Here is a 23059-nt window from a genome sequence, read left to right as displayed (position 1 = left end):
GCTCAAGGCTTCCACTTCGTGTGTTCCTGCCGCCACTGACTCAGCTCTATGACTTCTGCCCGTGGCCTCTGTACTTCGACCACCGGCGGCGTATCGTCGAACGGTGCCGGGTAGGGCGCGAGTTCGATCTGCGCACTGTGTGCGCCAAACTGGGTGATGGTGCCGTTATGCCGGGTTTCGCCGGTCACGGTGAACTCGAAGTTGTACACCCGCGCCAGTCGTCGGCGACCGTTGGCGTCCTTGATGAAACCGATCTTCTTTAAAGCAACGTTGCCATCGAGCAATTCGACCCGTACGTTCAGGCAATGTTGTTTGACCCGCTCCAGCGCGCGCTCGCGCAAGCCGTGGTTGTGCCACAGCCATGCGCCGGCAGCGGCAAACAGCATCAGCACAAAGATGTTTTCCAGGGTCAGCATCAACATCGAACTCCAAAAGATAGCGTCAGCTTAACTGCGTCGCCGGTCTGTCGTACAGGCTGCGTTTCGTCGCATACTGCGCGGCTTGAATTTCAATCGTTTTACGGAATGACCCGAATGAAACGTACGCCTCATCTGCTCGCCATTCAGTCCCACGTCGTGTTCGGCCACGCCGGCAACAGCGCGGCGGTTTTTCCGATGCAGCGGGTCGGGGTCAATGTCTGGCCGCTCAACACCGTGCAGTTTTCCAACCACACCCAGTACGGCCAATGGGCCGGCGAAGTGTTGGCGCCGCAGCAGATTCCCGAGCTGGTCGAAGGTATCGCGGCAATTGGCGAGCTGGGCAACTGCGATGCGGTGCTGTCCGGTTACCTCGGCAGCGCGGCGCAGGGACGGGCGATTCTCAGCGGTGTCGAGCGGATCAAGTCGGTCAACCCGAAGGCTCTGTATCTGTGTGATCCGGTGATGGGCCACCCGGAGAAGGGCTGCAGCGTACCGACCGAGGTTAGCGACTTCCTGCTGGAAGAGGCGGCAGCCGTGGCGGACATCATGTGTCCGAACCAGTTGGAGCTGGACAGCTTTTCCGGGCGCAAGCCGCAGTCGCTGTTCGATTGTCTGGCGATGGCGCGCGCCTTGCTGGCGCGTGGGCCGAAAGCGGTGCTGGTCAAGCATCTGGATTACCCGGGCAAACCGGCGGATGGCTTTGAAATGCTACTGGTAACGGCCGAAGGCAGCTGGCATCTGCGTCGTCCGCTGCTGGCGTTTCCGCGTCAGCCGGTGGGCGTGGGTGACCTGACATCCGGCCTGTTTCTGGCGCGGGTGCTGCTGGGTGACAGTCTGGTGGCGGCGTTCGAATTCACAGCGGCGGCGGTGCATGAGGTGCTGCTGGAAACTCAGGCGTGCGCCAGTTACGAGCTGCAGTTGGTGCGGGCGCAGGATCGGATTGCGCATCCGCGGGTGAAGTTCGAGGCGACGGCGATCAGTCTGTAAGCCCGCGTTGCCCCATTCGCGAGCAAGCTCGCTCCCACACTGGATCTGTGGCGTACACAAACCAAATGTGGGAGCGAGCTTGCTCGCGAAAGCGGTCGTCTGAGCGCTACAAATCTCAGGCGTCGCCCTTGATCTCCTGATAGCGCTTTTCCAGCTCCTGACGAATCTGCCGACGCTGCTGCGCCTGCATATAACGACGCTTGTCTTCGCTGTTTTGCGGCTGCAGCGGCGGGACGGCGGCTGGTTTGCGCTGGTCATCCACCGCAACCATGGTGAAGAAGCAGCTGTTGGTGTGGCGCACGGAACGCTCGCGAATGTTTTCCGTGACGACTTTGATGCCGACTTCCATCGACGTGTTGCCGGTGTAGTTGACCGAGGCGAGGAAGGTCACCAGTTCGCCGACATGGATCGGCTCGCGGAAAATCACCTGATCCACCGATAGCGTCACCACATAGCGGCCGGCGTAACGGCTCGCGCAGGCGTAGGCCACTTCGTCGAGGTATTTGAGCAGGGTGCCGCCGTGGACATTGCCAGAGAAGTTGGCCATGTCGGGGGTCATCAGTACCGTCATCGACAGCTGGGCGTTTCCGGGTTCCATAACGTTCTCACGGATCAAGGCTGATTTCTGGAAGCACCTCTACGGGTGCCTGGTCGCTTTTCAAAAGCACCGTTATCGGGACGCCGGGCGACTGGCCGCCGTCACGCCGGAATCGATCTGTTTCCATATATTGCACCGCCTTCCAGGCGGAAGTCGCGGTGTTACCCTGCAAAAGCCCGCCTCAAGGGCAATTCCCACACCAAAAGCGGATTTTTACCTAGCTCGCCCAGACTTTTCTGACGTCTGCCGCGAGTCTCGTCATTCAAGGAGCCCACGCCATGCATGCCATCAGTTTTATTCAGGATCTGGCAGTGATCATGTTGGTCGCAGGTGTGGTGACCGTGTTGTTCCACCGTTTCAAACAGCCGGTGGTACTGGGCTATATCGTCGCCGGCTTCATCATCGGCCCGCACACGCCGCCGTTCGGCCTGATCCACGATGAAGAAACCATCAAGACCCTCGCCGAGCTGGGGGTGATTTTCCTGATGTTCTGCCTGGGGTTGGAGTTCAGCCTGCGCAAGCTGTTCAAGGTGGGTGCCACGGCGTTTATCGCGGCGTTCCTCGAAATTGTCCTGATGATCTGGATCGGCTACGAAATAGGCCGCTGGTTCGACTGGAACACCATGGATTCGCTGTTCCTCGGCGCCATCCTGGCGATCTCTTCGACGACCATCATCGTCAAAGCGCTCAATGATCTGAAGATGAAGAACGAGCGCTTCGCTCAGCTGATTTTCGGTGTGCTGATCGTCGAAGACATCCTCGGCATCGGCATCATCGCGCTGCTATCCAGCATTGCTGTCAGCGGCACGGTCAGCTCCGGTGAGGTGTTCTCCACTGTCGGCAAGCTCTCGTTGTTCATGATCGTCGCGCTGGTCATTGGCATCCTGCTGGTGCCGCGCCTGCTGGCCTACGTGGCCAAATTCGAAAGCAACGAAATGCTCCTGATCACCGTGCTGGGCCTGTGTTTCGGCTTCTGTCTGCTGGTGGTCAAGCTTGAGTACAGCATGGTGCTCGGCGCCTTCCTGATCGGCGCGATCATGGCCGAGTCGCGGCAGTTGCTTAAAATCGAACGCCTGATCGAGCCGGTTCGTGATCTGTTCAGTGCGATCTTCTTCGTTGCCATTGGCCTGATGCTCGACCCGATGATTCTTCTCGAATACGCGTGGCCGATCGCGGTGATTACCGTCGCCGTGGTCCTGGGCAAGATGTTGTCCTGCGGCCTCGGTGCGTTTATCGCCGGTAATGACGGACGTACCTCACTGCGCGTGGGGATGGGGCTGTCACAGATTGGCGAATTTTCCTTCATTATCGCCGCGCTGGGCATGACCTTGCAGGTCACCAGCAACTTCCTTTATCCGGTCGCCGTGGCGGTGTCGGTGATTACCACGCTGCTGACGCCATACCTGATCCGTGCGGCGGATCCGCTGTCGATCAAGCTGTCTGGGGCTGTGCCCAAGCGTCTCGGGCGCGTGCTGGGCATGTACGGCGAGTGGTTACGCAGTATTCAGCCGCAGGGTGAGGGTGCGATGCTGGCATCGATTATCCGCAAGATATTGCTGCAGGTCGGGGTCAATCTGGCGCTGGTAATTGCGATCTTCTTTAGCGGAGCATTCTTCGCCGAGCGCCTCTCGACCTGGCTGCAGGACTGGATTGCCGACCCGAGTTGGCAGAAGGCGTTGATCTGGGGTGGGGCGCTGCTGGTGTCGTTGCCGTTCTTGATCGCGGCCTATCGCAAGCTCAAGGCGTTGTCGATGCTGCTGGCGGAGATGGGTGTGAAGCCCGAGATGGCCGGTCGACACACGCAGCGAGTGCGCCGGGTGATCTCCGAAGTGATCCCGATTCTCTCGCTGCTGGTGATTTTCCTGCTGTTGGCAGCCTTGTCGGCCAGTATTCTGCCGACCAACAAGTTGCTGATGCTGATCGCCGTGGTCGCTGCCGCCGTGGCGGCGCTGCTCTGGCGCTGGTTCATCCGTGTGCACACGCGGATGCAGGTGGCACTGCTGGAAACCCTCGACAACCACAAGGAGTCGTCGGGGCACTGATCATCCGGGGCGTTGGGTCGATCAGCTTTCCAGCCAGACGTCCCGCGCCCAGTGCCACACTGACTCCCAGGATTCTTCGGTGATCAGCTCTTCTTCGCCGGACCACAGCACCACGGTGCCGTCTTCTTCGACGCAGTAGTAGTTCTCACCGTCCTGGCAGATCGGGATCAGGTCACGTGGTACGCCGATGTCCCACGCATTGGCCGCAACGTCCGGCAGATAGGTGTGCGATTGCGGGTCGGTGACGGTCACCGGCTCCAGGCTGCCGTAAACCACGTCGCTGACGGTCAGCAAAAATTCTTTGAAGACGAACGGAATATTGATGAAGAGTTCTTCTTCGACTTCCACCAGTTGGTCTTCGTCAGGCAAGTCCAAAGGAACCGGCACGGGTTCGTTGGCTTCACGCAGTTGTTCGATGATTTCTTCCACGTCCGGGATCCTCTTGCTTGAATGGCGCGGTTTATATGGGCCGGTTTATACAGTAGCTCGCTATAGATGCAACCGCGAAATAGAAAACCCCAGCCGAGGCTGGGGTTTTTATTACCGCAAGTGAAGCATGGGGAGGGATCAGCCGTTCTGGCGGATACCGGCAACCAGCCAAGGCTGGTTCTCGCCCTGCGGACGTTCCATGTTCCAGCTTTCGCTGAACACTTCGCCCTGGTCGAAGCGCGAGGTTTTCGACACACCGCTGAAGGTCAGGGTGGCGATGGTCTTGTCGGCACGGTCATCCACGCCGTCCAGTTGAACCTGGAGGTTGTCGATGTAGGTCGACTGGAACGCATCGCCCAGATCTGCACGCTCACGCTTGAGGAACTCGAGCATTTGCGGGGTCACGAACTCGGCGATCTTGTCCATTTCGTTGGCGTCCCAGTGCTGCTGCAGCGACTGGAAGTGGCTGCGTGCAGCTTCAAGGAAGTTCTGCTCGTTGAACCAGGCCGGTGCGTTGATCACCGGACGGGCGGCAGCAGGTGCAGCCGAACCACCGAAGATCGAACCCATGGCAGCAGGCTTCTGCTCGAACGCTTCACGCTGCATCGGCGCGCCGGCCGGAGCGAATTGCTCCTGCTGCTTGCGTCGACGCGCGGCAATGAAGCGGAAGATCACGAACGCGATCACAGCCATGATCAGGATGTCGAAGATCTGCATGCCCTGGAAGCCGCCGCCCATGAACATCGAAGCGAGCAGGCCACCAGCGGCGATGCCGGCCAGAGGGCCGAGCCATTTCGAAGCACCACCGGCCTTGGCGGCAGCGCCAGCGGCACCGGCAGCACCAGCGGTCGCAGCTGCGCCGCCCACGCCTGGAGAAGAAGGAGCCATCTGGCTGGTCTGGTGCGTCGGCGCAGCGCCGGCGCTTTTGCCACCACCAAAGCGCTTGGCGTTGGCGTCGAGGCTCATCGTCAGGCCGATGCACAACGCCATGGCGATGCTAAGAAAACGTTTCATAAAGGGTATTCCCGTTTGTGGAGACACGCGCGCCATGTTGCACAGCTGAAGTGTTACTGGCTAGCGAGAGAGTGTTTCGGGCTTTTGCCTGACAGGTTGCGTTCAGCTCGGTCGGGGCAATAAGGCCATGTACTTTTGGCTGTAGGAAACCGGGACAGGTTCAGTGAGAAAACGCGCTTAGCGACGAAACGCCAGCATCACCACACCTGCGGTGATCAGGCCGATGCCGCCCCATTGGCGCAGGTCGAGTTTCTCGCCCGGCAGGATCACGCCGATCACCGCCACCAGCACCACGCTGAGTTTGTCCACTGGCGCGACCAGCGAGGCCGGACCGACTTTCAGCGCGCGGAAATAGCACAGCCACGACGCACCGGTTCCCAGGCCGGACAGCAACAGGAACAGATAACTCTTCGCAGAGATCGATCCCAATGACTGATATTGGCCCGTCGCGTACAAAATCAAGGCCAGGCTGACCAGTACCACGATGGTCCGCAGCAGGGTGGCGAAGTCGGAATTGACGTTTTCGATGCCGACTTTGGCGAAGATCGCCGTCAATGCGGCGAAAGTGGCCGACAGCAAGGCCCAGAATGTCCAGGAAGAAAAGAAGCCTGAGCCCATGGAAATGTCCTTTGATCAACCTGCTGACCCAGATCCTGTGGGAGCGATCCTGCTCGCGAACGCCGCACCGCGGTCTATCAGATCAACCGCGGTGATTTCATTCGCCAGCAGGCTCGCTCCCACATAAATGCAAAATCGGCGTCAGATCGCTTCCAGCTTGGCGTAACCGAGCATCAGCCACTTGCTGCCTTCGCTGAAGTTCACCTGCACTCGCGCCTGTGCGCCAGCACCCTCAAAGTTGAGGATCACACCGTCGCCAAAGATCGAATGGCGTACCGCCTGACCGAGGCTGAAGCCTGTTTCCGGAATCTCGCTGCCGCTGAACAGATTGCTGCCGCTCATCGACTGATTACCGCCGAATGGACGGCTGACACTGTTCGACAGGCGCACTTCCTGAATCAGACCCTTCGGCACTTCGCGTACGAAACGCGAGACCTTGTTGTAGGTTTCGCTGCCGTACAAGCGTCGGGTTTCCGCGTAGGTCATCACCAGATTCTGCATCGCCCGGGTAATGCCGACGTAGGCCAGGCGGCGTTCTTCCTCAAGACGTCCTGGTTCTTCCAGGCTCATCTTGTGGGGGAACAGGCCTTCTTCCATGCCCACGAGGAACACGTAAGGGAATTCCAGGCCTTTGGCGCTGTGCAGGGTCATCAGCTGAATGCTGTCTTCGTGTTCGTCGGCCTGAGTGTCACCGGCCTCCAGCGAAGCGTGACCGAGGAACGCCGCCAGTGGCGTCAGCTCTTCGTCCTCTTCGGTGTTCTCGAAGTTGCGCGCGGCGCTGACCAGTTCCTCAAGGTTTTCCACCCGGGCCTGGCCTTTCTCGCCTTTTTCCGCTTCGTGATAAGCGATGAGGCCGGACTGCTCGATGACGGTTTGCGTCATCAGGTGCAACGGCATTTCCATGCACTTGGCGGCGAGGTTCTCGATCAGCTCGATGAACGCGCCCAACGCACCCGCGGCGCGACCGGTCAGGCCTTTGTTGGCGACCAGTTGGCGCATCGCTTCCCACATCGACACATCGCTGTGGCGCGCGTGATCGCGGATGGCCTCGACGGTTTTCTCGCCGATGCCACGGGCCGGCACGTTGATCACCCGTTCCAGCGCCGCATCGTTGCCGCGACCTTCGAGCAACCGCAGGTAAGCCATGGCGTTCTTGATTTCCGCACGTTCGAAGAAGCGCTGGCCGCCGTAGATGCGGTAAGGAATGCGTTCGCGCAGCAAAGCTTCTTCCAGAACGCGTGATTGGGCGTTGGAGCGATACAGAATTGCGATATCGCTGCGAGCCAAGCCGGTTTTCAGCGCGCTTTCAATGGTTTCGACAACGTAGCGTGCTTCGTCGTGTTCGTTGAAGGCGGCGTACAGATTGATCGCTTCGCCATCGCCGCCGTCGGTCCACAGCTCTTTGCCGAGGCGCCCGGTGTTGTTGGCGATCAGGGCGTTGGCAGCTTTGAGGATGCCGGCGGTGGAGCGGTAATTCTGCTCCAGACGAATGGTCTCGGAGTCCGGGAAGTCGGAAGAGTACTGATGAATGTTCTCGATCTTCGCGCCACGCCAGCCGTAAATCGACTGGTCGTCGTCGCCGACCACCATCAGGCTGTCGCCGCCCTTGCCGAGCAGGCGCAACCAGGCGTACTGCACGGCGTTGGTGTCCTGGAACTCGTCCACCAGGATATGGCGGAAGCGCTTCTGGTAATGCGCCAGCAGGCCCGGATGATCGCGCCACAAGTCGAGTGCGCGCAGCAGCAGTTCGGAGAAATCGATGACGCCGGCACGCTGGCACGCCGCCTCGTAGGCTTCGTAAATGCCGCGCATGGTCGCCAGATACAGATCGCCGCTGGCCTGAATGTGTTGCGGACGCAGGCCTTCGTCTTTCTGGCCGTTGATGAACCACTGCGCCTGACGGGCCGGCCAGCGTTGCTCGTCCAGACCCAGCTCGCGGATCACCCGCTTGACCAGCCGTTGCTGGTCGTCGCTGTCGAGAATCTGGAAGGTCTGGCTCAGGCCCGCTTCCTGCCAGTGCGCACGCAGCAAGCGGTGCGCGAGGCCGTGGAAGGTGCCGACCCACATGCCGGCCGGGTTGATCCCCAGCAACTGCTCGATGCGATGACGCATCTCGGCAGCGGCCTTGTTGGTGAAGGTCACCGACAGGATGGAGTGGGGCGAGGCGTTTTCGACCTGGATCAACCAGGCGATACGGTGCACCAGCACTCGGGTTTTACCGGAGCCAGCACCGGCCAGGACCAACTGACGGCCAACGGGGGCTGCTACGGCCTGGCGTTGGGCATCGTTGAGGGAATTCAGCAGAAGGGAGAGATCATCGCGCATCGGGGCATTCTAGGGTGCGCCGCAGGCCCGGGCAAACCGAGCTTTGCATTAGCCGATGAAACTCCTGCCGATGACGACCGGTCAGTCACTGGCTACAAGCATCGGCCCGCCGCGCTCCAAGCGTTTTGCCGGTGCCAAAGAGCGGAATAGTTTCGCTGAAATTATGATCCGGGGCAGTTTGGCAACGGGATCGGCTTGTGTATGCTCCGTCCACGTTTCGGGTGCACGCCCGCCTTATAAGAACAAGAACGTTGCCCATGACCCTCAGCGCCGAACTGTCGGGCCCCTCCGTGGAACCCCGGGTTATCCGCAAGCACTATGCCGTCGAAATGGCGGTGGAGCGCACGCGTCTGCTGTATCAGGGCTCGTTGTTGCCCACCCTGTTCATGTTGATCAATGGTCTGGTCTGCGCCGGTTTGCTCTGGAGCCCGCAACGCTACTTCGTGGTCAGCGTCTGGCTGGTGTGGTTATTGTCACTAGTGGCGTTGCGGGTGATTCAGGTGGCGGCGTTCGATTCGGCGATCCCTGACCGTCAGGCGCAACCGATCTGGCGGCGGATGTTTCTGCTTGGCTCGACCATGACCGGCCTGACGCTGGCCGGCGCCGGTATCGCCCTGGTGCCTGCCGACAATTTCATGCAACAAGCCTGGGTGTTCGGCCTGATCGGTGCCGCGACCCTGTCGGCCAGCGTCGCTTATGCGGTGAGCCTGCCGGCATTTCTGTCGTTTACCTTGCCGTGCCTGTTGCCCGCGATCGGCTACCTGTTCTGGGGCGGCGATGAACAGGCGCGTGGCTGGGGCTGGCTCGGGCTGATCCTGCTTGGTTCGCTGAGCGTGGTGGCGTGGCAGGTCAATCGCCTGATCGATCGCGGCTTGCTGCGACGCTTCCAGAATCAGCACTTGATCGAACACCTGCAACAGACGCAATTGCGCAGCGAGCAGTTGAATCAGGAACTGGCCAAGGAAATCGACCAACGCCGCTGTGCCGAGGGCAAGCTGCGTGAAGCGCAGGTCGAACTCGAAGACCGTGTGGCCCAGCGCAGCCGCGAACTGGACGCGGCCAATCAGGCCTTGAGCAAAAGCGAGGCACGGCTGGCGCTGGCGTTGAAGGCTAGTGAGTTGGGCCTGTGGGACTGGAACCTGCAAACCGACGAAGTCCACCACACGCAGATTCAGGAACTGTTCGGCCTCGCTCCGGAATACGTCACAGCGCTGTTGCGCGACCTCAAGCCACGTCTGCACCCCGACGATGTGCCGACGCTGAAATACGCGTTGATCGAGCATTTGAAGGGGCGCACCGAGGACTATCAGATCGAATACCGCGTGCGTCACAGCGATGGCCACTGGGTGTGGATCGAGGACCGTGGCCGCGCGGTAGAGCGCAGCGAAAGCGGCCGGGTGATTCGCATGGTCGGCACCCGTCGTGACATCAGCGCGAGTAAAAGCCTCGAAGAGCAGCAGCGGCTGGCGGCAACGGTGTTCGAAGCGGCCAGTGAAGGCATCGTGATTCTCGACCCGAGCTACGCGCTGATCGCGATCAATCAGGCGTTCAGCCGGGTTACCGGTTACGACATCGAGGACATGCTCGGGCGCAACGTCGTCGAGTTACCGTGCAGCCGTGATGCCCGCCGCCATTACGTCGCCATCCGTCATGCACTTGAGCAACACGGCAGTTGGCAGGGTGAACTGGTCGAAACCCGCAAGAACGGCGAGCTGTATCCGCAGTGGCTGCAACTGAATGCGGTGCGTGATGGTCGGGGAAATGTCAGCCATATCGTCGGCTTCTTCGCCGATCTGTCAGCACGCCGCGAATCCGAAGAGCGCATGCGTTACCTGACCCATTACGACGAACTGACAGGGTTGGCCAACCGCTCACTGTTCCGCGAACGCCTGCATGAAGCGCATCAGCGCTCCCGTCAGGGCCGGCGCAGTCTGGCGCTGCTGCACATCAATCTTGATCGTTTCAAATTGCTTAACGACAGCCTTGGCCATGAGATTGCTGACCAGTTGCTGCAGAAAATGGCGCGCCGCTTGGTCAACGCCTTGCCGGAAGCGGACACCATTGCGCGGTTGTCCGGCGACGAGTTCGCCGTGCTGTTCGATGCCTACGGTAACCTGTCGAGTCTGGCTCGGGTCGCCACGCGCCTGTCGAGCAAATTGCGCCTGCCTCTGACGGTTGAAGGGCATGAACTGGTGGTCAGCGCTTCCATGGGCATCAGCATGCTGCCGGACAACGCCCGGGAGATTTCTGCGCTGGTCACTCAATCGAACATGGCCATGCAGCATGCCAAACACTTGGGCGGTAACAACTTCCAGTTCTACACCGACAGCCTGCAAGCCAGCACCCTTGAGCGCTTGCAGCTGGAAAATCAGTTGCGTAAAGCCATCGAAGAAAAGCAGCTCAAAGTTTTCTATCAGCCCAAGCTGTGCCTTGAAACCGGGCGGCTGAATGCCGCCGAAGCGCTAGTGCGTTGGGATCATCCGACCATGGGTCGAGTACCGCCGGGGGATTTCATCGGGCTGGCCGAGGAAACCGGGCTGATCGGGCCAATCGGCGAATTCGTTCTGCGCCAGGCGTGCTGGCAGGCCTGCGAATGGCAGCGTCAGGGGCTGGAGCCGATCCGCGTTTCGGTGAATCTGTCGGTGCATCAATTGCGTCAGGGCAAGTTGGTCAGTCTGGTGCGCCAGGTGCTGGAGGAAACCGGGCTGGCGCCGCACTTCCTCGAGCTGGAATTGACTGAAAGCCAGTTGCTCGACAGCGTCGAACACATCATCGCGACCTTCCAGCAACTGCGCGATCTGGGGGTGAAACTGGCTATCGACGACTTCGGCACCGGCTATTCGTCGCTGAGTTACCTCAAGCGCATTCCGGTGGATTACGTGAAGATCGATCAGGCGTTCATTCGCGGGTTGGGTGAGGGCAGTGAAGATGCGGCGATCACCCGCGCAATCATTGCCATGGCGCACGGGCTGTCGCTGCAGGTGGTCGCCGAAGGCGTCGAGCGGCAAGAGCAGCTGGAATTTTTACGCGCCGAGCGTTGTGATGAAGTTCAGGGCTATCTGATCAGCCGGCCCGTGGAGGCTGACAGTCTGGCCGGGCTTTTGCGCGAACAGGACAAACCGCTTTAAGGGCTACATGCACGCCATCGCGCCTGATATGGGGACATCGAGTTACGCATTGAGCAGGCAAAAAGCCAATTCATGTAGTATAACTACAAGCGTGCTACATCCTTGCCCATAAGAAGAGTCCAGCCCCTTGAATCTGCTGCAACACATCGCCCAGTCACGTCACCTGTTACGCAAGTCGGAGCTCAAGGTCGCCGACCACGTGCTGCTTGACCCTGCGGCGGTGATGCACAGTTCCATGGCCGACCTGGCTCACAGCGTCGGCATCAGCGAGCCGACCATCGTGCGCTTCTGTCGCGCCATCGGTTGTTCCGGTTTTCAGGATCTCAAACTCAAACTGGCGCAAAGCCTGGCCGCCGGTGCCAGCTTCGGTCAGTTCGCGATCCATGAAGACGATTCGGTTGCCGATTACAGCCTGAAGATTTTCGACACCACGTTGCACACCTTGATGGAGGTTCGCGAGAAGCTCGACCCTATCGAGTTGCAGCGTGCAGTGACGTTGATGTCGCAGGCGCAGCGCGTCGAGTTCTACGGTTTCGGTGCCTCGGGCGCGGTGGCGGCGGATGCGCAGCACAAGTTCTTTCGTTTGCTGCTGACGGCGGCGGCGTATTCCGATCCGCACATGCAGGCGATGTCGGCGGTGACGTTGAAACCGACCGATGTGGCGATCTGTATTTCGCAGTCCGGGCGCTCCAAGGATTTGCTGATCACCGCCAATCTGGTGCGTGAGAGCGGCGCTTCACTGATTACCCTGTGCCCGAGCCAGACGCCGTTGGCGGAACTGTCGACGGTTAATCTGGCGATCGATGTGCATGAGGACACGGAGATCTATACGCCGTTGACTTCGCGTATTGCGCATCTGGTGGTGATTGATGTGCTGGCGATGGGCGTGGCCATGGCGCGCGGGCCGAGCCTGGTCAATCACCTCAAGAGCGTGAAGCGCAGTTTGCGTAGCTTGCGTTTGTCCCCAAAAGCCGCCAAAGCCTTGGATGATTAAGATCAAAAGATCGCAGCCTTCGGCAGCTCCTACACGTGGAATGCGATCCCTGTAGGAGCTGCCGAAGGCTGCGATCTTTTGCTTTACGACGGTTACTTTCATCAAACCGTCATCCCTCCCGCCTATCTTGAAACTCCCGTACTCGCCTTGGGAGAATCGAAATGGCTCAGCCCTACGAAGAACGCAACAGCGCCGCGAAAACCCGTCGTCAGCAGGAAGACCAGCGCCGCATGGAGTTTCGCCGCGCCATCGAAGATCGCTTCGAACTCCGTCAGCTTCAGGCCGAAATCGGCGACTTTCCCGACATCACTCACTGGCAGGCGGCACCCGCAGCTTCCCGTCGAAGCGCTCAACCAGCGCGCTGATCTGCACACGTTCGCTGCGGATAAACGCCAGGAAGGCGTGTGCCACCGGTGACAAGCGTTTGGCTTTCGCTTGCACCAGGCACCAGCTACGGAACAGCGGCAGTTCCTCGACCGGCAGCTCGACGAGCCCGCCGGTCGCCAGCTCCAGGTTCAGGGCGTGGCGCGTCAACAGCGCCAGGCCCAGACCCGCCTGAACACATTCACGCTGAGCTTCGGCCGAGGCCACTTCCTGAGTCTGAGTGAAGTGCACGCGTTTCTCTTTGAAATATTCCTCGCACGCCAACCGCGTCCCTGAGCCGGGTTCGCGGATCAACAGCGTGTAAGGTTCAAGATCTTGCAGGCGTAGCGGCCCCATGTGCGCCAATGGATGATCCGGGCGCGCCACGGCAACAATCGGGTTGTTGAGGAACGGCAAAAACTCAAGGCCCATGTCCTGCGGCACCATCGACATGATCACCAGATCATCGCGGTTATCCGAAAGCCTGCGGATCACTTGGCCACGGTTGACCACGGTCAGTTGCAGATTCACTTCCGGGTGCTGGCGCTTGAACGCGGCGAAAAGGTGCGGGACGAAGTATTTGGCGCTCGATTCGACGGCCAGTTTCAGCTGACCTTGCAGCGAACCCTGCATGTCCGACAGTTGCATATCGAGGTTTTCCAAGCGCCCGAAGATGTCCCGGCTGGCGCGCTGGAGTGCTTCGGCAGCCTCGGTCATGTAGAGTTTTTTGCCGACATAATCGAATAGTGGCTGCCCGATCAGCTCTTCGAGCTGACGAATCTGTAGGCTGACGGCCGGTTGAGTGAGGGACATTTCCTCGGCTGCGCGACTGTAAGAGCGTAAATCACACACTTCGTTGAAGATCTGCAACTGACGCAATGTCATACGCATCAAGGACTTACGCATTTCTTATAGGCTCTTACGGCGGGCTGATATTTCAACTATAAGTCTTTGCTTATGCCTGACCCAATTTTTATTCATTTTTGTTAATCCCTCATGAGCGCTAGTGTGGACCTGCGACTAAATTGAAACATTTGGTCACGCGTCGACCTGGGTCTAGCAGGTCGTGGTGCCACCGGCTCAAGGGAACCTCCAAGTGATAACAAAGATCCTGATCGCCAACCGTGGTGAGATTGCCGTACGAATCGTGCGAGCCTGCGCCGAAATGGGCATTCGCTCGGTTGCGATTTTTTCCGACGCCGACCGTCATGCGTTGCATGTGAAGCGTGCGGACGAGGCCCATAGCATCGGTGCCGAGCCACTGGCCGGTTATCTCAACCCGCGCAAACTGGTGAACCTGGCGGTTGAAACCGGTTGCGATGCACTGCACCCCGGTTACGGTTTCCTTTCGGAAAATGCCGAGCTGGCGGACATCTGTGCTGAGCGCGGTATCAAATTCATCGGTCCGTCGGCAGAAGTCATCCGCCGCATGGGCGACAAGACCGAAGCGCGCCGCAGCATGATCAAGGCGGGCGTACCGGTGACGCCGGGCACCGAAGGCAACGTCGCCGACATCGAAGAGGCGCTGGCTGAAGGGGACCGCATCGGTTACCCGGTCATGCTCAAAGCTACCTCCGGTGGTGGCGGTCGCGGCATCCGTCGCTGTAACAGCCGCGAAGAACTTGAACAGAATTTCCCCCGGGTGATTTCCGAAGCGACCAAGGCGTTCGGTTCTGCCGAAGTGTTCCTGGAAAAATGCATCGTCAATCCCAAGCACATCGAGGCGCAGATCCTTGGCGACAGCTTTGGCAATGTCGTGCACCTGTTCGAGCGTGATTGCTCGATCCAGCGGCGCAACCAGAAACTCATCGAAATCGCCCCGAGCCCGCAACTGACTCCGGAACAGCGCGCCTATATCGGCGACCTGTCGGTGCGTGCGGCCAAGGCTGTGGGTTACGAGAACGCCGGTACCGTGGAGTTCCTGCTCGCCGAGGGCGAGGTGTACTTCATGGAGATGAACACCCGGGTGCAGGTGGAACACACCATCACCGAAGAGATCACCGGGATCGACATTGTCCGCGAACAGATTCGCATCGCTTCCGGCCTGCCGTTGTCGGTGAAACAGGAAGACATCCAGCACCGTGGTTTCGCCTTGCAGTTCCGCATCAACGCCGAAGACCCGAAGAACAACTTTCTGCCGAGCTTCGGCAAGATCACCCGTTACTACGCCCCCGGCGGTCCGGGCGTGCGCACCGACACAGCGATCTACACCGGCTACACCATTCCGCCGTTCTACGACTCGATGTGCCTGAAACTGGTGGTCTGGGCACTGACTTGGGAAGAGGCAATGGACCGTGGCCTGCGTGCGCTGGACGACATGCGTCTGCAGGGGGTGAAGACCACCGCCGCGTACTACCAGGAAATCCTGCGCAACCCGGAATTCCGTAGCGGCCAGTTCAATACCAGCTTCGTTGAAAGCCATCCTGAACTGACCAACTACTCGATCAAGCGCAAACCCGAAGAGCTGGCCCTGGCCATCGCCGCCGCCATCGCCGCCCACGCAGGCCTGTGAGGAATACAACAATGTCCAAGAAGATCTTTGTCACCGATACCATCCTGCGCGACGCTCACCAATCGCTGCTCGCCACCCGCATGCGCACCGAAGACATGCTGCCGATCTGCGACAAGCTCGACAAAGTCGGCTACTGGTCGCTGGAGTGCTGGGGCGGTGCGACGTTCGACGCCTGCGTACGCTTCCTGAAAGAAGACCCGTGGGAGCGTCTGCGCCAACTGCGTGCGGCGCTGCCTAACACCCGCCTGCAAATGCTTCTGCGCGGGCAGAACCTGCTCGGCTACCGCCACTACAGCGACGACGTGGTCAAAGCCTTCGTCGCCAAGGCTGCGGTGAATGGCATCGACGTTTTCCGCATCTTCGACGCGATGAACGACGTGCGTAACCTGCGCGTGGCCATCGAAGCGGTGAAGGCTGCCGGCAAACATGCCCAGGGCACCATCGCTTACACCACCAGCCCGGTGCACACCATTGATGCGTTCGTCACTCAGGCCAAGCAGATGGAAGCCATGGGTTGCGACTCGGTGGCGATCAAGGACATGGCCGGTCTGCTGACCCCGTACGCTACCGGTGAACTGGTTCGTGCGTTGAAGGCCGAGCAGTCGCTGCCGGTGTTCATCCACTCCCACGACACGGCGGGTCTGGCGACCATGTGCCAGCTCAAGGCGATCGAAAACGGCGCCGACCATATCGACACCGCGATCTCCAGCTTCGCGTCGGGCACCAGCCACCCGGGCACCGAGTCGATGGTTGCTGCGCTCAAAGGCACCGAGTATGACACCGGCCTGAACCTCGAGCTGCTGCAAGAGATCGGCCTGTACTTCTACGCCGTCCGTAAGAAGTACCACCAGTTCGAAAGCGAGTTCACCGCCGTCGACACCCGCGTGCAAGTCAACCAGGTGCCGGGCGGGATGATCTCCAACCTCGCCAACCAGTTGAAAGAGCAGGGCGCGCTGAACCGCATGGGCGAAGTGCTCGCGGAAATCCCGCGTGTACGTGAAGACCTCGGCTTCCCGCCGCTGGTGACCCCGACTTCGCAGATCGTCGGCACTCAGGCGTTCTTCAACGTGCTGGCCGGCGAGCGCTACAAGACCATCACCAACGAAGTGAAGCTCTACCTGCAAGGCGGCTACGGCAAGGCGCCGGGCGTAGTGAACGAGAAACTGCGCCGTCAGGCCATTGGCAGCGAAGAGGTCATCGACGTACGTCCGGCCGATCTGCTCAAGCCGGAAATGACCAAGCTGCGTGCCGACATTGGCGCACTGGCCAAGTCGGAAGAAGACGTGCTGACCTTCGCCATGTTCCCGGACATCGGCCGCAAATTCCTCGAAGAGCGTGCCGCCGGCACCCTGACGCCGGAAGTGCTGTTGCCGATCCCAGAGGCTGGCAGCGTTGCGTCGGCAGGCGGCGAAGGCGTGCCGACCGAGTTCGTCATCGACGTTCACGGCGAAACCTACCGCGTCGACATCACCGGTGTTGGCGTCAAGGCTGAAGGCAAGCGTCACTTCTACCTGTCCATCGACGGCATGCCGGAAGAGGTGGTGTTCGAGCCGCTCAATGAATTTGTCAGCGGTGGCAGCAGCAAGCGCAAGCAAGCCTCGGCGCCGGGCCACGTCAGCACTACCATGCCGGGCAACATCGTCGATGTGCTGGTCAAGGAAGGCGATACCGTCAAGGCCGGCCAGGCGGTGCTGATCACCGAAGCAATGAAGATGGAAACCGAAGTCCAGGCTGCGATTGCCGGCAAGGTCACCGCGATTCATGTGGCCAAGGGTGATCGGGTCAATCCGGGGGAAATCCTGATCGAGATCGAAGGCTGAGATAACGGCCGCGATCCAACGCTTTAAACCTCGGGGGGCATGTGCTCCCCTTTTTTTTATGCGGAATTTGTCTGCATCCCATGAGACCTATGTGGGAGCGAGCCTGCTCGCGAAGAGGAGTGTCAGCCGATATTTATTCAACTGACAGATCGCATTCGCGAGCAGGCTCGCTCCCACAGTGACGATGTTCAATCCGTTAGAACGCCATGCGCCATTGGCCCATCACGCCGTGAGTCCGGCTGTCAGTGGCCATTTCACCGGTGAGACCCACACCGACTGTGTGATTGGCAGACAGTCCGAGATCAAGGCCTGCATCCACGGACAGACTGTTTCGATCCAGCGCGGCACCGGCAATTTCGAAGCGTTTGCCACCCTTGACCAATTGCTGGCGGGTGTCGTTTTCAATCTCGCCAAAGGTGTGTTTCCAGCCGGCACTGAATCGCGGCGTCAGCGTCATGCCGTTATCCAGTCGAGTGATCTTTGCCGCACGCAGACCGAAGGTGCTGCTGAGGTTGTCGCGAGTCTGCCCAAAGACTTTCAGCGCCGCATCCCCACCTTTTTCGCTGTAGCTGTCGCGCTGGTAGCGCTGATAGCCGAGGCTGGCGAACGGTTCGAGCGTCGCGTTGTGCCGGCCAACATTGACCGCCAGTTCGGCAAAGGCTTGCTGAGTGTTGGCGTCGTAGTTGCCCTTGAGACGATCGCTGAAGCCGTTAAAGGCCACGCGACGTTTGCTGTCGCCATCATGACTGGCATAGGTCGCCCCGAGACGCAGTGACAACGGTCCATCCTGACGCACGGCGTAGACCCCGAGATGCCAGCTGTCGAGGTCGCCATCGTACTGGCGGGCGTCGAGTCTGGTCTGCGATTTTCCGCCGACCAGGCCGACGTGCCATTGCTCATCGAGCCGCCAGTCGGCGCCCATGACCAGACCCTGGGTCGCGTGTTTCAGGGTGCTGTCGAAGTCGCGGTCGACCTTTCCGCCATGGCCCAGCGCCTGAATCCACACGCGGCCGGAATCGACGCCACCGGCGGCCTGACGCGGTGAGTTGCCGGAACCATAGGCAGAACCGTAACGGCTATTCAGTTGCTGCATGGCCGAGAGCATGCTCGCGCTCACCGGAGTGATGCTGCTCAGCGTGGCTTTGGCGAGATTGGCATTGCTGCCAGCGGCGAGTTGTTCGAGGGCGACCGGTGCGGTGGTTTTGTCGCTGGTCAGAAGCGCGGCGACTGCTGCGTTTGCGGGTCTTAGTGGCGCAGGTGCGGGCTGTTCGGCGGTCTTGTTAACTTGCGCAATAAGAGGTTCGTCCTGCACTGGCGCTGTGACGGACTCTGCAATGGGAGTCGACGCTGAAGTTGGAACTGGAACTGGAACTGGTGCAGACGCCGTCAATGGCGTTTCGGATGGCGCAGGCACTTGTGGTTCGACAATGCTGTCGGCAACCGAACGACCGTTACCTGTCGTGGCAACGCTCGCAAGCGGCTCACCGTTACGGGCGTAAGTCAGACCGACGGATTTTTTATTGTATTGAGGTGTGGCTGTCATGAAGGCCAGGTCGTTCACAATCGTGCCGAATCTACCTTCTACATTGTCAGCTTCGATGATTTTGTACTGTTTGCTTTGCGGATACTCTCCCGGCGTCGCAACGACTTTCAGGGTGGCGTTTTCCAGGCTGGCGGTGCCATCAACCTTGATCGTTTGACTGCCACCGGGAGTGACCTCATAAGCCAGTTCGGCGTTTGGGAAAAGGCGCAAATCACCTTTAACGCGAGGGCTGCCTAGCGCACCATTGACGGTGAGCAAGCCATCGACGTGCAGACTTCCCACCGTACCCTTACCGGCAAAGCTGCCGCCCTGTTCAACAAAGACATCCCCCTTGATGCTTCCTGTGTTGAACAGCCTGCCTTTGGTAATCGCCATACCGTTGATCGTGCCGAGGTTGCTCAGCTCCCCATCGCTGTTCACCAACACGCCTTCCTTGAAATCTCCCTTGGAACTCAGCGTCCAGTCTCCCCGAGCAAGGTATAGGCCATTGAAATTACGTGTGTTCTTCAGCGTGCCGCCGTCAGCGACATCCAGAAACAGCACGTTATCGCCCTTACCACCATCCAGTTGGCCGGTAAAGCTTGCGCCGTCGCTGAGAATGACCAGATTGTTCTGGGCAGTGCCTTTAAAAGCTTTTTGAGGGGTCTCAAAAGGGACACGAACTGTACTTGGGTCGTTGAGGAAACCCTGAAGCCGTTCAACAGCCTTTTGTTTAGGGTCGGTTTTGGACAGTTCCGGCGCATTCATTACTGCTGGTGAATCGGCGACCTCAGAGGCGTGTTGAGCGTTGGCAAGCTCTACGCAACCCAGCGCCAGCGAAATGGCCAGTGTCAGGTGTTTGGGTTTGAAGATATGTTGAGCGGGCATCGAGTAAGGTCTCTTTTAACAGGAGACCCAACTCTATTGATGCCCCAAAAAATCCGATGTCGGCTGCTTCCCGCAGGCTTGCAGGCGACATCGCATCGTTTTGTAGAAAATGACCGCGAGATCCGCAACCAGGTTTTTTACTCGGCCGCAGCGCCCCCTTTTCCTACAACCAATCAAGACCCCGCCGGCTGTTCAACCCTCAAAAACTCATCTGCCACTGGCCGATCAAGCCATGGTTGCGGCTGTTGCTGCCGATCTCACCGCTGTATCCCACACCCAGCGTATGCCGCGCGGAAATCCCCACGTCCAGCCCTGCCTCCAGCACCAGGCTGTCGCGATCCAGCGAACTGCCATCGACACTGAACGCCGTACCGCCGGTCACGAAAGCCTGACGCGTCGAGCTGCTGACGTCGCCATAGGTGTGTTTCCAGCCGACGGCCATGCGCGGGGTCACGCTCATGCCGTTGTCCAGGCTGCTCAGGTGTGCCAGGCGCAGGCCGAAGGTACTGCTGAAGTTGTCCTGGGTCTGGCTGTCGACTTGCAGTGCGGCGGCGCCACCTTTTTCCTGGTAGCGGTCGCGGTGGTAGCGCTGATAGCCGAGGCTGGCGAACGGCTCGGCACTGAGGCGGCCGCTGCCCATGGCGTAGCCGAGTTCGGCGAAGGCTTGCTGGCTGTCGGCGTCATAGTCGCCTTTCGGACGGTCGCTGAAACCGTTGAAGGCGATAGTGCGTTTGCTTTCGCCCTGATGACCGCTGTACGCCGCGCCCAGACGCAGCGAGATCGGGCCGTTTTGATGCAGCGCGTAGACGCCGGCGTGCCAGCTCTCGACGTTACCGTCGACGCCGGTCGCGTCCAGATCGGTTTTCGAATAACCGCCCAGTACGCCCAGGCGCCATGCTGGATTCAGCGACCAGTCGACGCCCAGCACGCTGCCCTTGGTGCGTTGTTCCAGACCACTGCTGCCGTGTTCGCCATCGAGCTTGCCGTAGCCGCCGATGCCTTGCAGCCAGAGCCGGCCGCGAGCGTTCGGGTCATTCAGATTGCGTGCTTCGGACGGCACGCCATTGGCCGCCAGCACGGGGGTGTCACGCTGATCGAGACCGACCATCAATCCCGGGCTGCCGCCCATTTGCTGCATGGCCGAGAGCATGCTGCTGCCGACCTGACTGCTAGCGCCAAGGGTGGCGCTGGTCAGGTCGGCGTTGCTGGCACCGGCCAACTGCTCGATCGCCGCGCCAGCGCTGCTTTGGCTGGTATTAAGCAAGGCGTTGTACAGCGCGCTGTTTTTACCGATTGAGGCCAGGCTGTTGGCGGCGTTGCTGCCGTTGCCGGTCGTGGCGAACTCATTGAACGCCACGTCATTGCGGGTGTAGGTCAGGTCAACCTGGGTAGGCGTGTAGGCGAGGGTCGGCGTCAAGAATGCGTAGTCGCTGCTGACTGTGCCGAAAGTGCCGTTGACCTGTGCCGCTTGCAGCACGGTGTAATGGCTCTGCCATGGATACGTGCCGCTGCCGGGATTCACCGCGAGTGTTGCGCCATTGAGATTGGCGATGCCGCCGACCTGTACCGGTGCGCTGCTGCCATCGGCGTTGACGCCGTAGGCGAGGGTGGCTGTGCTGGCCATGTTCAAATCGCGCACGATGGTTGCGCGACCGAGGCGGGTGTCGGTGCGCAATGTGCCGTTGACGGTGAGGCTGCCCACCGAACCGCCACCGGCATACACACCGCCGGCATCCACGGTCAGGTTGCCGGCGATGCTGCCCTGGTTGATCAGGGTGGCGCCGTTGCGCACCGCGCCGCCGTCGCTGAAATCATCATGGCCGGTGAGCGTCCAGGCGCCTTGCTTGACCTCCAGCCATTCGAAGTTGCGACTGGCGCCGAAGCTGCCACCGGCCGCGTCATCCATCACCATCCGGTCATAACCGCTGCCGCCGTCGACCACGCCGACAAAGCGACTGCCGTTGCGCAGGGTCAGGCTGTCGTTGCCGCCACCCAGATCCAGCGCCAAGCCATTGCTGCCACTGATCGTGCCGCCGTTGATGACGTTGTCGGCGAACTCGCCGACGAGCTTCACGCCGAAACCGTTGAGGCCTTGAATGGTGCCGAAGTTCTCCAGCGTGGTCGCCGCCAGTCCCGAGCCGCCGCTGCCATCGTCGACCAGAATGGCGCTGTCGGCACCGCTGATCAGCGCGCCGTTGGCGTTGAGAATGTAGCCACCACCTAGGGCAATACCTTCGCTGCCGTTAGCGAAACCACCCTTGTCCACACCGCCGGCACCGACGCCCTGAATGGTCCCGTAGTTTTCGATGTGGGCGATCTTGTCGATGTCCACGCCGTCGCCGTCGCCGTTCGCTTGCAAGCCTGAGTAAGCCCCGGTGATGGTGCTGTGGTTAATCACCGTGCCATCGCCGTCGGAACCGAAGCCGGAACCATTACGGCCGGTGATCTGCCCGTAGTTGATCAGCGTCGCGCCAAGATCGGTGGTGATGCCGTGCCGGCCACCGGAAATCACCCCGTAGTTGGTCACACTGACGCCGCTCGCGGAATCGATATCGATGCCGTCGAATTTCTCGTCGGCATTGTGCGAATCGCCGGTGGAAATCTCGCCGTAGTTGGTAATGGTCGCGTTGGCGCCGGTCTTCATGCCGTCACTGGCGTCGCCGTGAATCAGCCCGCCGGCGCGGTTGATAATGATGGTCTTCACGCCGTCACTGCGCAGCGCATCGAGGTCCAGCCCCTGGCCGGTGGTCGAACGAATGATGCCGCTGTTGTCGATCAACAGGCTGCCGCTGACAAAGTTACTATCGATGCGCAAAGCGTCGTTGGCGCCGAGAATCTGACCGCCACTGCGGTTGTAGATCGTGTAGTTGCGCGCCTGGGTTAGATCGCCACTGCTGTCGATGGCCCGGCCACCGCTGGAAACGATTTTGCCGGCGTTGTCGATCACCACACCGGCACCGCTGGTGCTGTCTTTCAGGCTCACGGCCTTGCCGCTGTTGGTGATGCTGCCCGGCGCCGAAATTGTCAACGTGTCGCTGCCACCGAGCGTTTGTGCTGCCGTGGTGGCGGTGTCGATCTGCACGGTTTTAGCGTTTGCAGATGTAGCAGCGATCAACAGGGCAATGGCGAGAGACAGACGCTGGGGCGGGAACGGCATGGTCGGAAGGCCTTCTTGTTATAAGCGGGCCGTCCTGTATAGCGAAGGGTTTTTACAGAATGATGTCGGTGGCTGATCTGCATTGTTTTGCATCTTCAGCGCTGAAATATATTAATTTCTGCATTTTGTTGCAGTTTTTTTGCCTGCTCCTCTCATTAGGTGCAGTAAGTTTTGATTCAAACGCCGAAGCACTCACATCAATGAATCCCCGCGCCATTAATGTTTATTGAGCCTTATGCGGCG

16 protein-coding genes are annotated in these 23059 nt (G+C 60.0%); 7 read left to right on the top strand and 9 right to left on the bottom strand.

Going from position 1 to position 23059, the window contains the following annotated elements; genetic code table 11:
* Nucleotides 1–2 precede the first annotated feature (2 nt).
* Nucleotides 3–416, bottom strand: coding sequence for a DUF3301 domain-containing protein (locus tag F8N44_RS01950; protein ID WP_122593228.1), 414 nt, complete (start codon nt 414–416; stop codon nt 3–5).
* A 117-nt stretch (nt 417–533) separates the two neighbouring features.
* Here F8N44_RS01950 and pdxY point away from each other — a divergent pair, with 117 nt between their 5' ends.
* A complete protein-coding gene (pdxY, locus tag F8N44_RS01945; protein ID WP_007912061.1) occupies nt 534–1406 on the top strand; it encodes a pyridoxal kinase PdxY in 873 nt (290 codons plus the stop codon).
* Nucleotides 1407–1521: 115 nt separating this feature from the next.
* Here the strand turns inward: pdxY and F8N44_RS01940 are convergent, their stop codons facing one another.
* Nucleotides 1522–2004, bottom strand: a complete 483-nt coding sequence (locus tag F8N44_RS01940; protein ID WP_003229693.1) for an acyl-CoA thioesterase — start codon at nt 2002–2004, stop codon at nt 1522–1524.
* Between the two features lie 278 nt (nt 2005–2282).
* On the opposite strand from F8N44_RS01940, the gene F8N44_RS01935 reads away from it, so the two are divergent.
* Nucleotides 2283–4046, top strand: a complete 1764-nt coding sequence (locus tag F8N44_RS01935; protein WP_150649089.1) for a cation:proton antiporter — start codon at nt 2283–2285, stop codon at nt 4044–4046.
* Between the two features lie 21 nt (nt 4047–4067).
* Here the strand turns inward: F8N44_RS01935 and F8N44_RS01930 are convergent, their stop codons facing one another.
* From F8N44_RS01930 to uvrD, 4 genes are all read right to left on the bottom strand, one after another.
* Nucleotides 4068–4475, bottom strand: coding sequence for an SMI1/KNR4 family protein (locus F8N44_RS01930; protein WP_150649088.1), 408 nt, complete (start codon nt 4473–4475; stop codon nt 4068–4070).
* 138 nt (nt 4476–4613) lie between these two features.
* On the bottom strand, nt 4614–5489 hold the full coding sequence (locus tag F8N44_RS01925) for a Tim44 domain-containing protein (protein WP_150649087.1): 876 nt from the start codon (nt 5487–5489) through the stop codon (nt 4614–4616).
* 177 nt (nt 5490–5666) lie between these two features.
* Nucleotides 5667–6107, bottom strand: coding sequence for an EamA family transporter (locus F8N44_RS01920; RefSeq protein ID WP_150649086.1), 441 nt, complete (start codon nt 6105–6107; stop codon nt 5667–5669).
* A 141-nt stretch (nt 6108–6248) separates the two neighbouring features.
* Entirely contained in the window at nt 6249–8432 is a 2184-nt protein-coding gene (gene uvrD / locus F8N44_RS01915) for a DNA helicase II (protein WP_150649085.1), read from the bottom strand.
* A 257-nt stretch (nt 8433–8689) separates the two neighbouring features.
* On the opposite strand from uvrD, the gene F8N44_RS01910 reads away from it, so the two are divergent.
* The 3 genes from F8N44_RS01910 (at nt 8690) to F8N44_RS01900 (ending at nt 12919) form a co-directional block, all read left to right on the top strand.
* Complete coding sequence (locus tag F8N44_RS01910) at nt 8690–11560, top strand: GGDEF domain-containing phosphodiesterase (protein ID WP_150649084.1); 2871 nt, start codon at nt 8690–8692, stop codon at nt 11558–11560.
* Between the two features lie 127 nt (nt 11561–11687).
* Complete coding sequence (gene hexR / locus F8N44_RS01905) at nt 11688–12554, top strand: transcriptional regulator HexR (protein WP_008078846.1); 867 nt, start codon at nt 11688–11690, stop codon at nt 12552–12554.
* 161 nt (nt 12555–12715) lie between these two features.
* Nucleotides 12716–12919, top strand: coding sequence for a PA3496 family putative envelope integrity protein (locus F8N44_RS01900; protein WP_077575111.1), 204 nt, complete (start codon nt 12716–12718; stop codon nt 12917–12919).
* Here F8N44_RS01900 and F8N44_RS01895 read toward each other — a convergent pair.
* Nucleotides 12861–13823, bottom strand: coding sequence for a LysR family transcriptional regulator (locus F8N44_RS01895; RefSeq protein ID WP_095119741.1), 963 nt, complete (start codon nt 13821–13823; stop codon nt 12861–12863). The two genes, F8N44_RS01900 and F8N44_RS01895, sit on opposite strands and share 59 nt — an antisense overlap.
* Nucleotides 13824–14013: 190 nt before the next feature.
* Between F8N44_RS01895 and F8N44_RS01890 the strand changes: the two genes are divergently transcribed.
* Nucleotides 14014–15429 (top strand): acetyl-CoA carboxylase biotin carboxylase subunit, encoded by a 1416-nt coding sequence (locus tag F8N44_RS01890; protein ID WP_025112637.1) that lies wholly within the window; start codon nt 14014–14016, stop codon nt 15427–15429.
* Between the two features lie 11 nt (nt 15430–15440).
* Nucleotides 15441–17249 (top strand): sodium-extruding oxaloacetate decarboxylase subunit alpha, encoded by a 1809-nt coding sequence (oadA, locus tag F8N44_RS01885; protein WP_150649083.1) that lies wholly within the window; start codon nt 15441–15443, stop codon nt 17247–17249.
* Between the two features lie 196 nt (nt 17250–17445).
* Here oadA and F8N44_RS01880 read toward each other — a convergent pair whose 3' ends face one another.
* Both F8N44_RS01880 and F8N44_RS01875 read right to left on the bottom strand, forming a co-directional pair.
* Nucleotides 17446–19659, bottom strand: coding sequence for an autotransporter domain-containing protein (locus F8N44_RS01880; RefSeq protein ID WP_150649082.1), 2214 nt, complete (start codon nt 19657–19659; stop codon nt 17446–17448).
* Nucleotides 19660–19858: 199 nt separating this feature from the next.
* Nucleotides 19859–22816: an autotransporter domain-containing protein gene (locus F8N44_RS01875; RefSeq protein ID WP_150649081.1), complete on the bottom strand. Its 2958-nt coding sequence runs from the start codon at nt 22814–22816 to the stop codon at nt 19859–19861.
* Nucleotides 22817–23059 lie beyond the last annotated feature (243 nt).

The organism is Pseudomonas fluorescens (assembly GCF_902497745.1).
Classification (GTDB): domain Bacteria; phylum Pseudomonadota; class Gammaproteobacteria; order Pseudomonadales; family Pseudomonadaceae; genus Aquipseudomonas; species Aquipseudomonas fluorescens_BM.
The sequence above is the reverse complement of the archived record's forward strand: the minus strand, read 5'-3'. Positions and strand labels throughout refer to the sequence as shown.

Excerpts from the sequence above, each read along its gene's own strand:
- F8N44_RS01950 (WP_122593228.1), bottom strand. The coding sequence starts at position 416 with ATGCTGACCCTGGAAAACATCTTTGTGCTGATGCTGTTTGCCGCTGCC.
- pdxY (WP_007912061.1), top strand. The coding sequence starts at position 534 with ATGAAACGTACGCCTCATCTGCTCGCCATTCAGTCCCACGTCGTGTTC.
- F8N44_RS01940 (WP_003229693.1), bottom strand. The coding sequence starts at position 2,004 with ATGGAACCCGGAAACGCCCAGCTGTCGATGACGGTACTGATGACCCCC.
- F8N44_RS01935 (WP_150649089.1), top strand. The coding sequence starts at position 2,283 with ATGCATGCCATCAGTTTTATTCAGGATCTGGCAGTGATCATGTTGGTC.
- F8N44_RS01925 (WP_150649087.1), bottom strand. The coding sequence starts at position 5,489 with ATGAAACGTTTTCTTAGCATCGCCATGGCGTTGTGCATCGGCCTGACG.
- F8N44_RS01920 (WP_150649086.1), bottom strand. The coding sequence starts at position 6,107 with ATGGGCTCAGGCTTCTTTTCTTCCTGGACATTCTGGGCCTTGCTGTCG.
- uvrD (WP_150649085.1), bottom strand. The coding sequence starts at position 8,432 with ATGCGCGATGATCTCTCCCTTCTGCTGAATTCCCTCAACGATGCCCAA.
- F8N44_RS01910 (WP_150649084.1), top strand. The coding sequence starts at position 8,690 with ATGACCCTCAGCGCCGAACTGTCGGGCCCCTCCGTGGAACCCCGGGTT.
- F8N44_RS01900 (WP_077575111.1), top strand. The coding sequence starts at position 12,716 with ATGGCTCAGCCCTACGAAGAACGCAACAGCGCCGCGAAAACCCGTCGT.
- F8N44_RS01895 (WP_095119741.1), bottom strand. The coding sequence starts at position 13,823 with ATGCGTAAGTCCTTGATGCGTATGACATTGCGTCAGTTGCAGATCTTC.
- oadA (WP_150649083.1), top strand. The coding sequence starts at position 15,441 with ATGTCCAAGAAGATCTTTGTCACCGATACCATCCTGCGCGACGCTCAC.
- F8N44_RS01880 (WP_150649082.1), bottom strand. The coding sequence starts at position 19,659 with ATGCCCGCTCAACATATCTTCAAACCCAAACACCTGACACTGGCCATT.
- F8N44_RS01875 (WP_150649081.1), bottom strand. The coding sequence starts at position 22,816 with ATGCCGTTCCCGCCCCAGCGTCTGTCTCTCGCCATTGCCCTGTTGATC.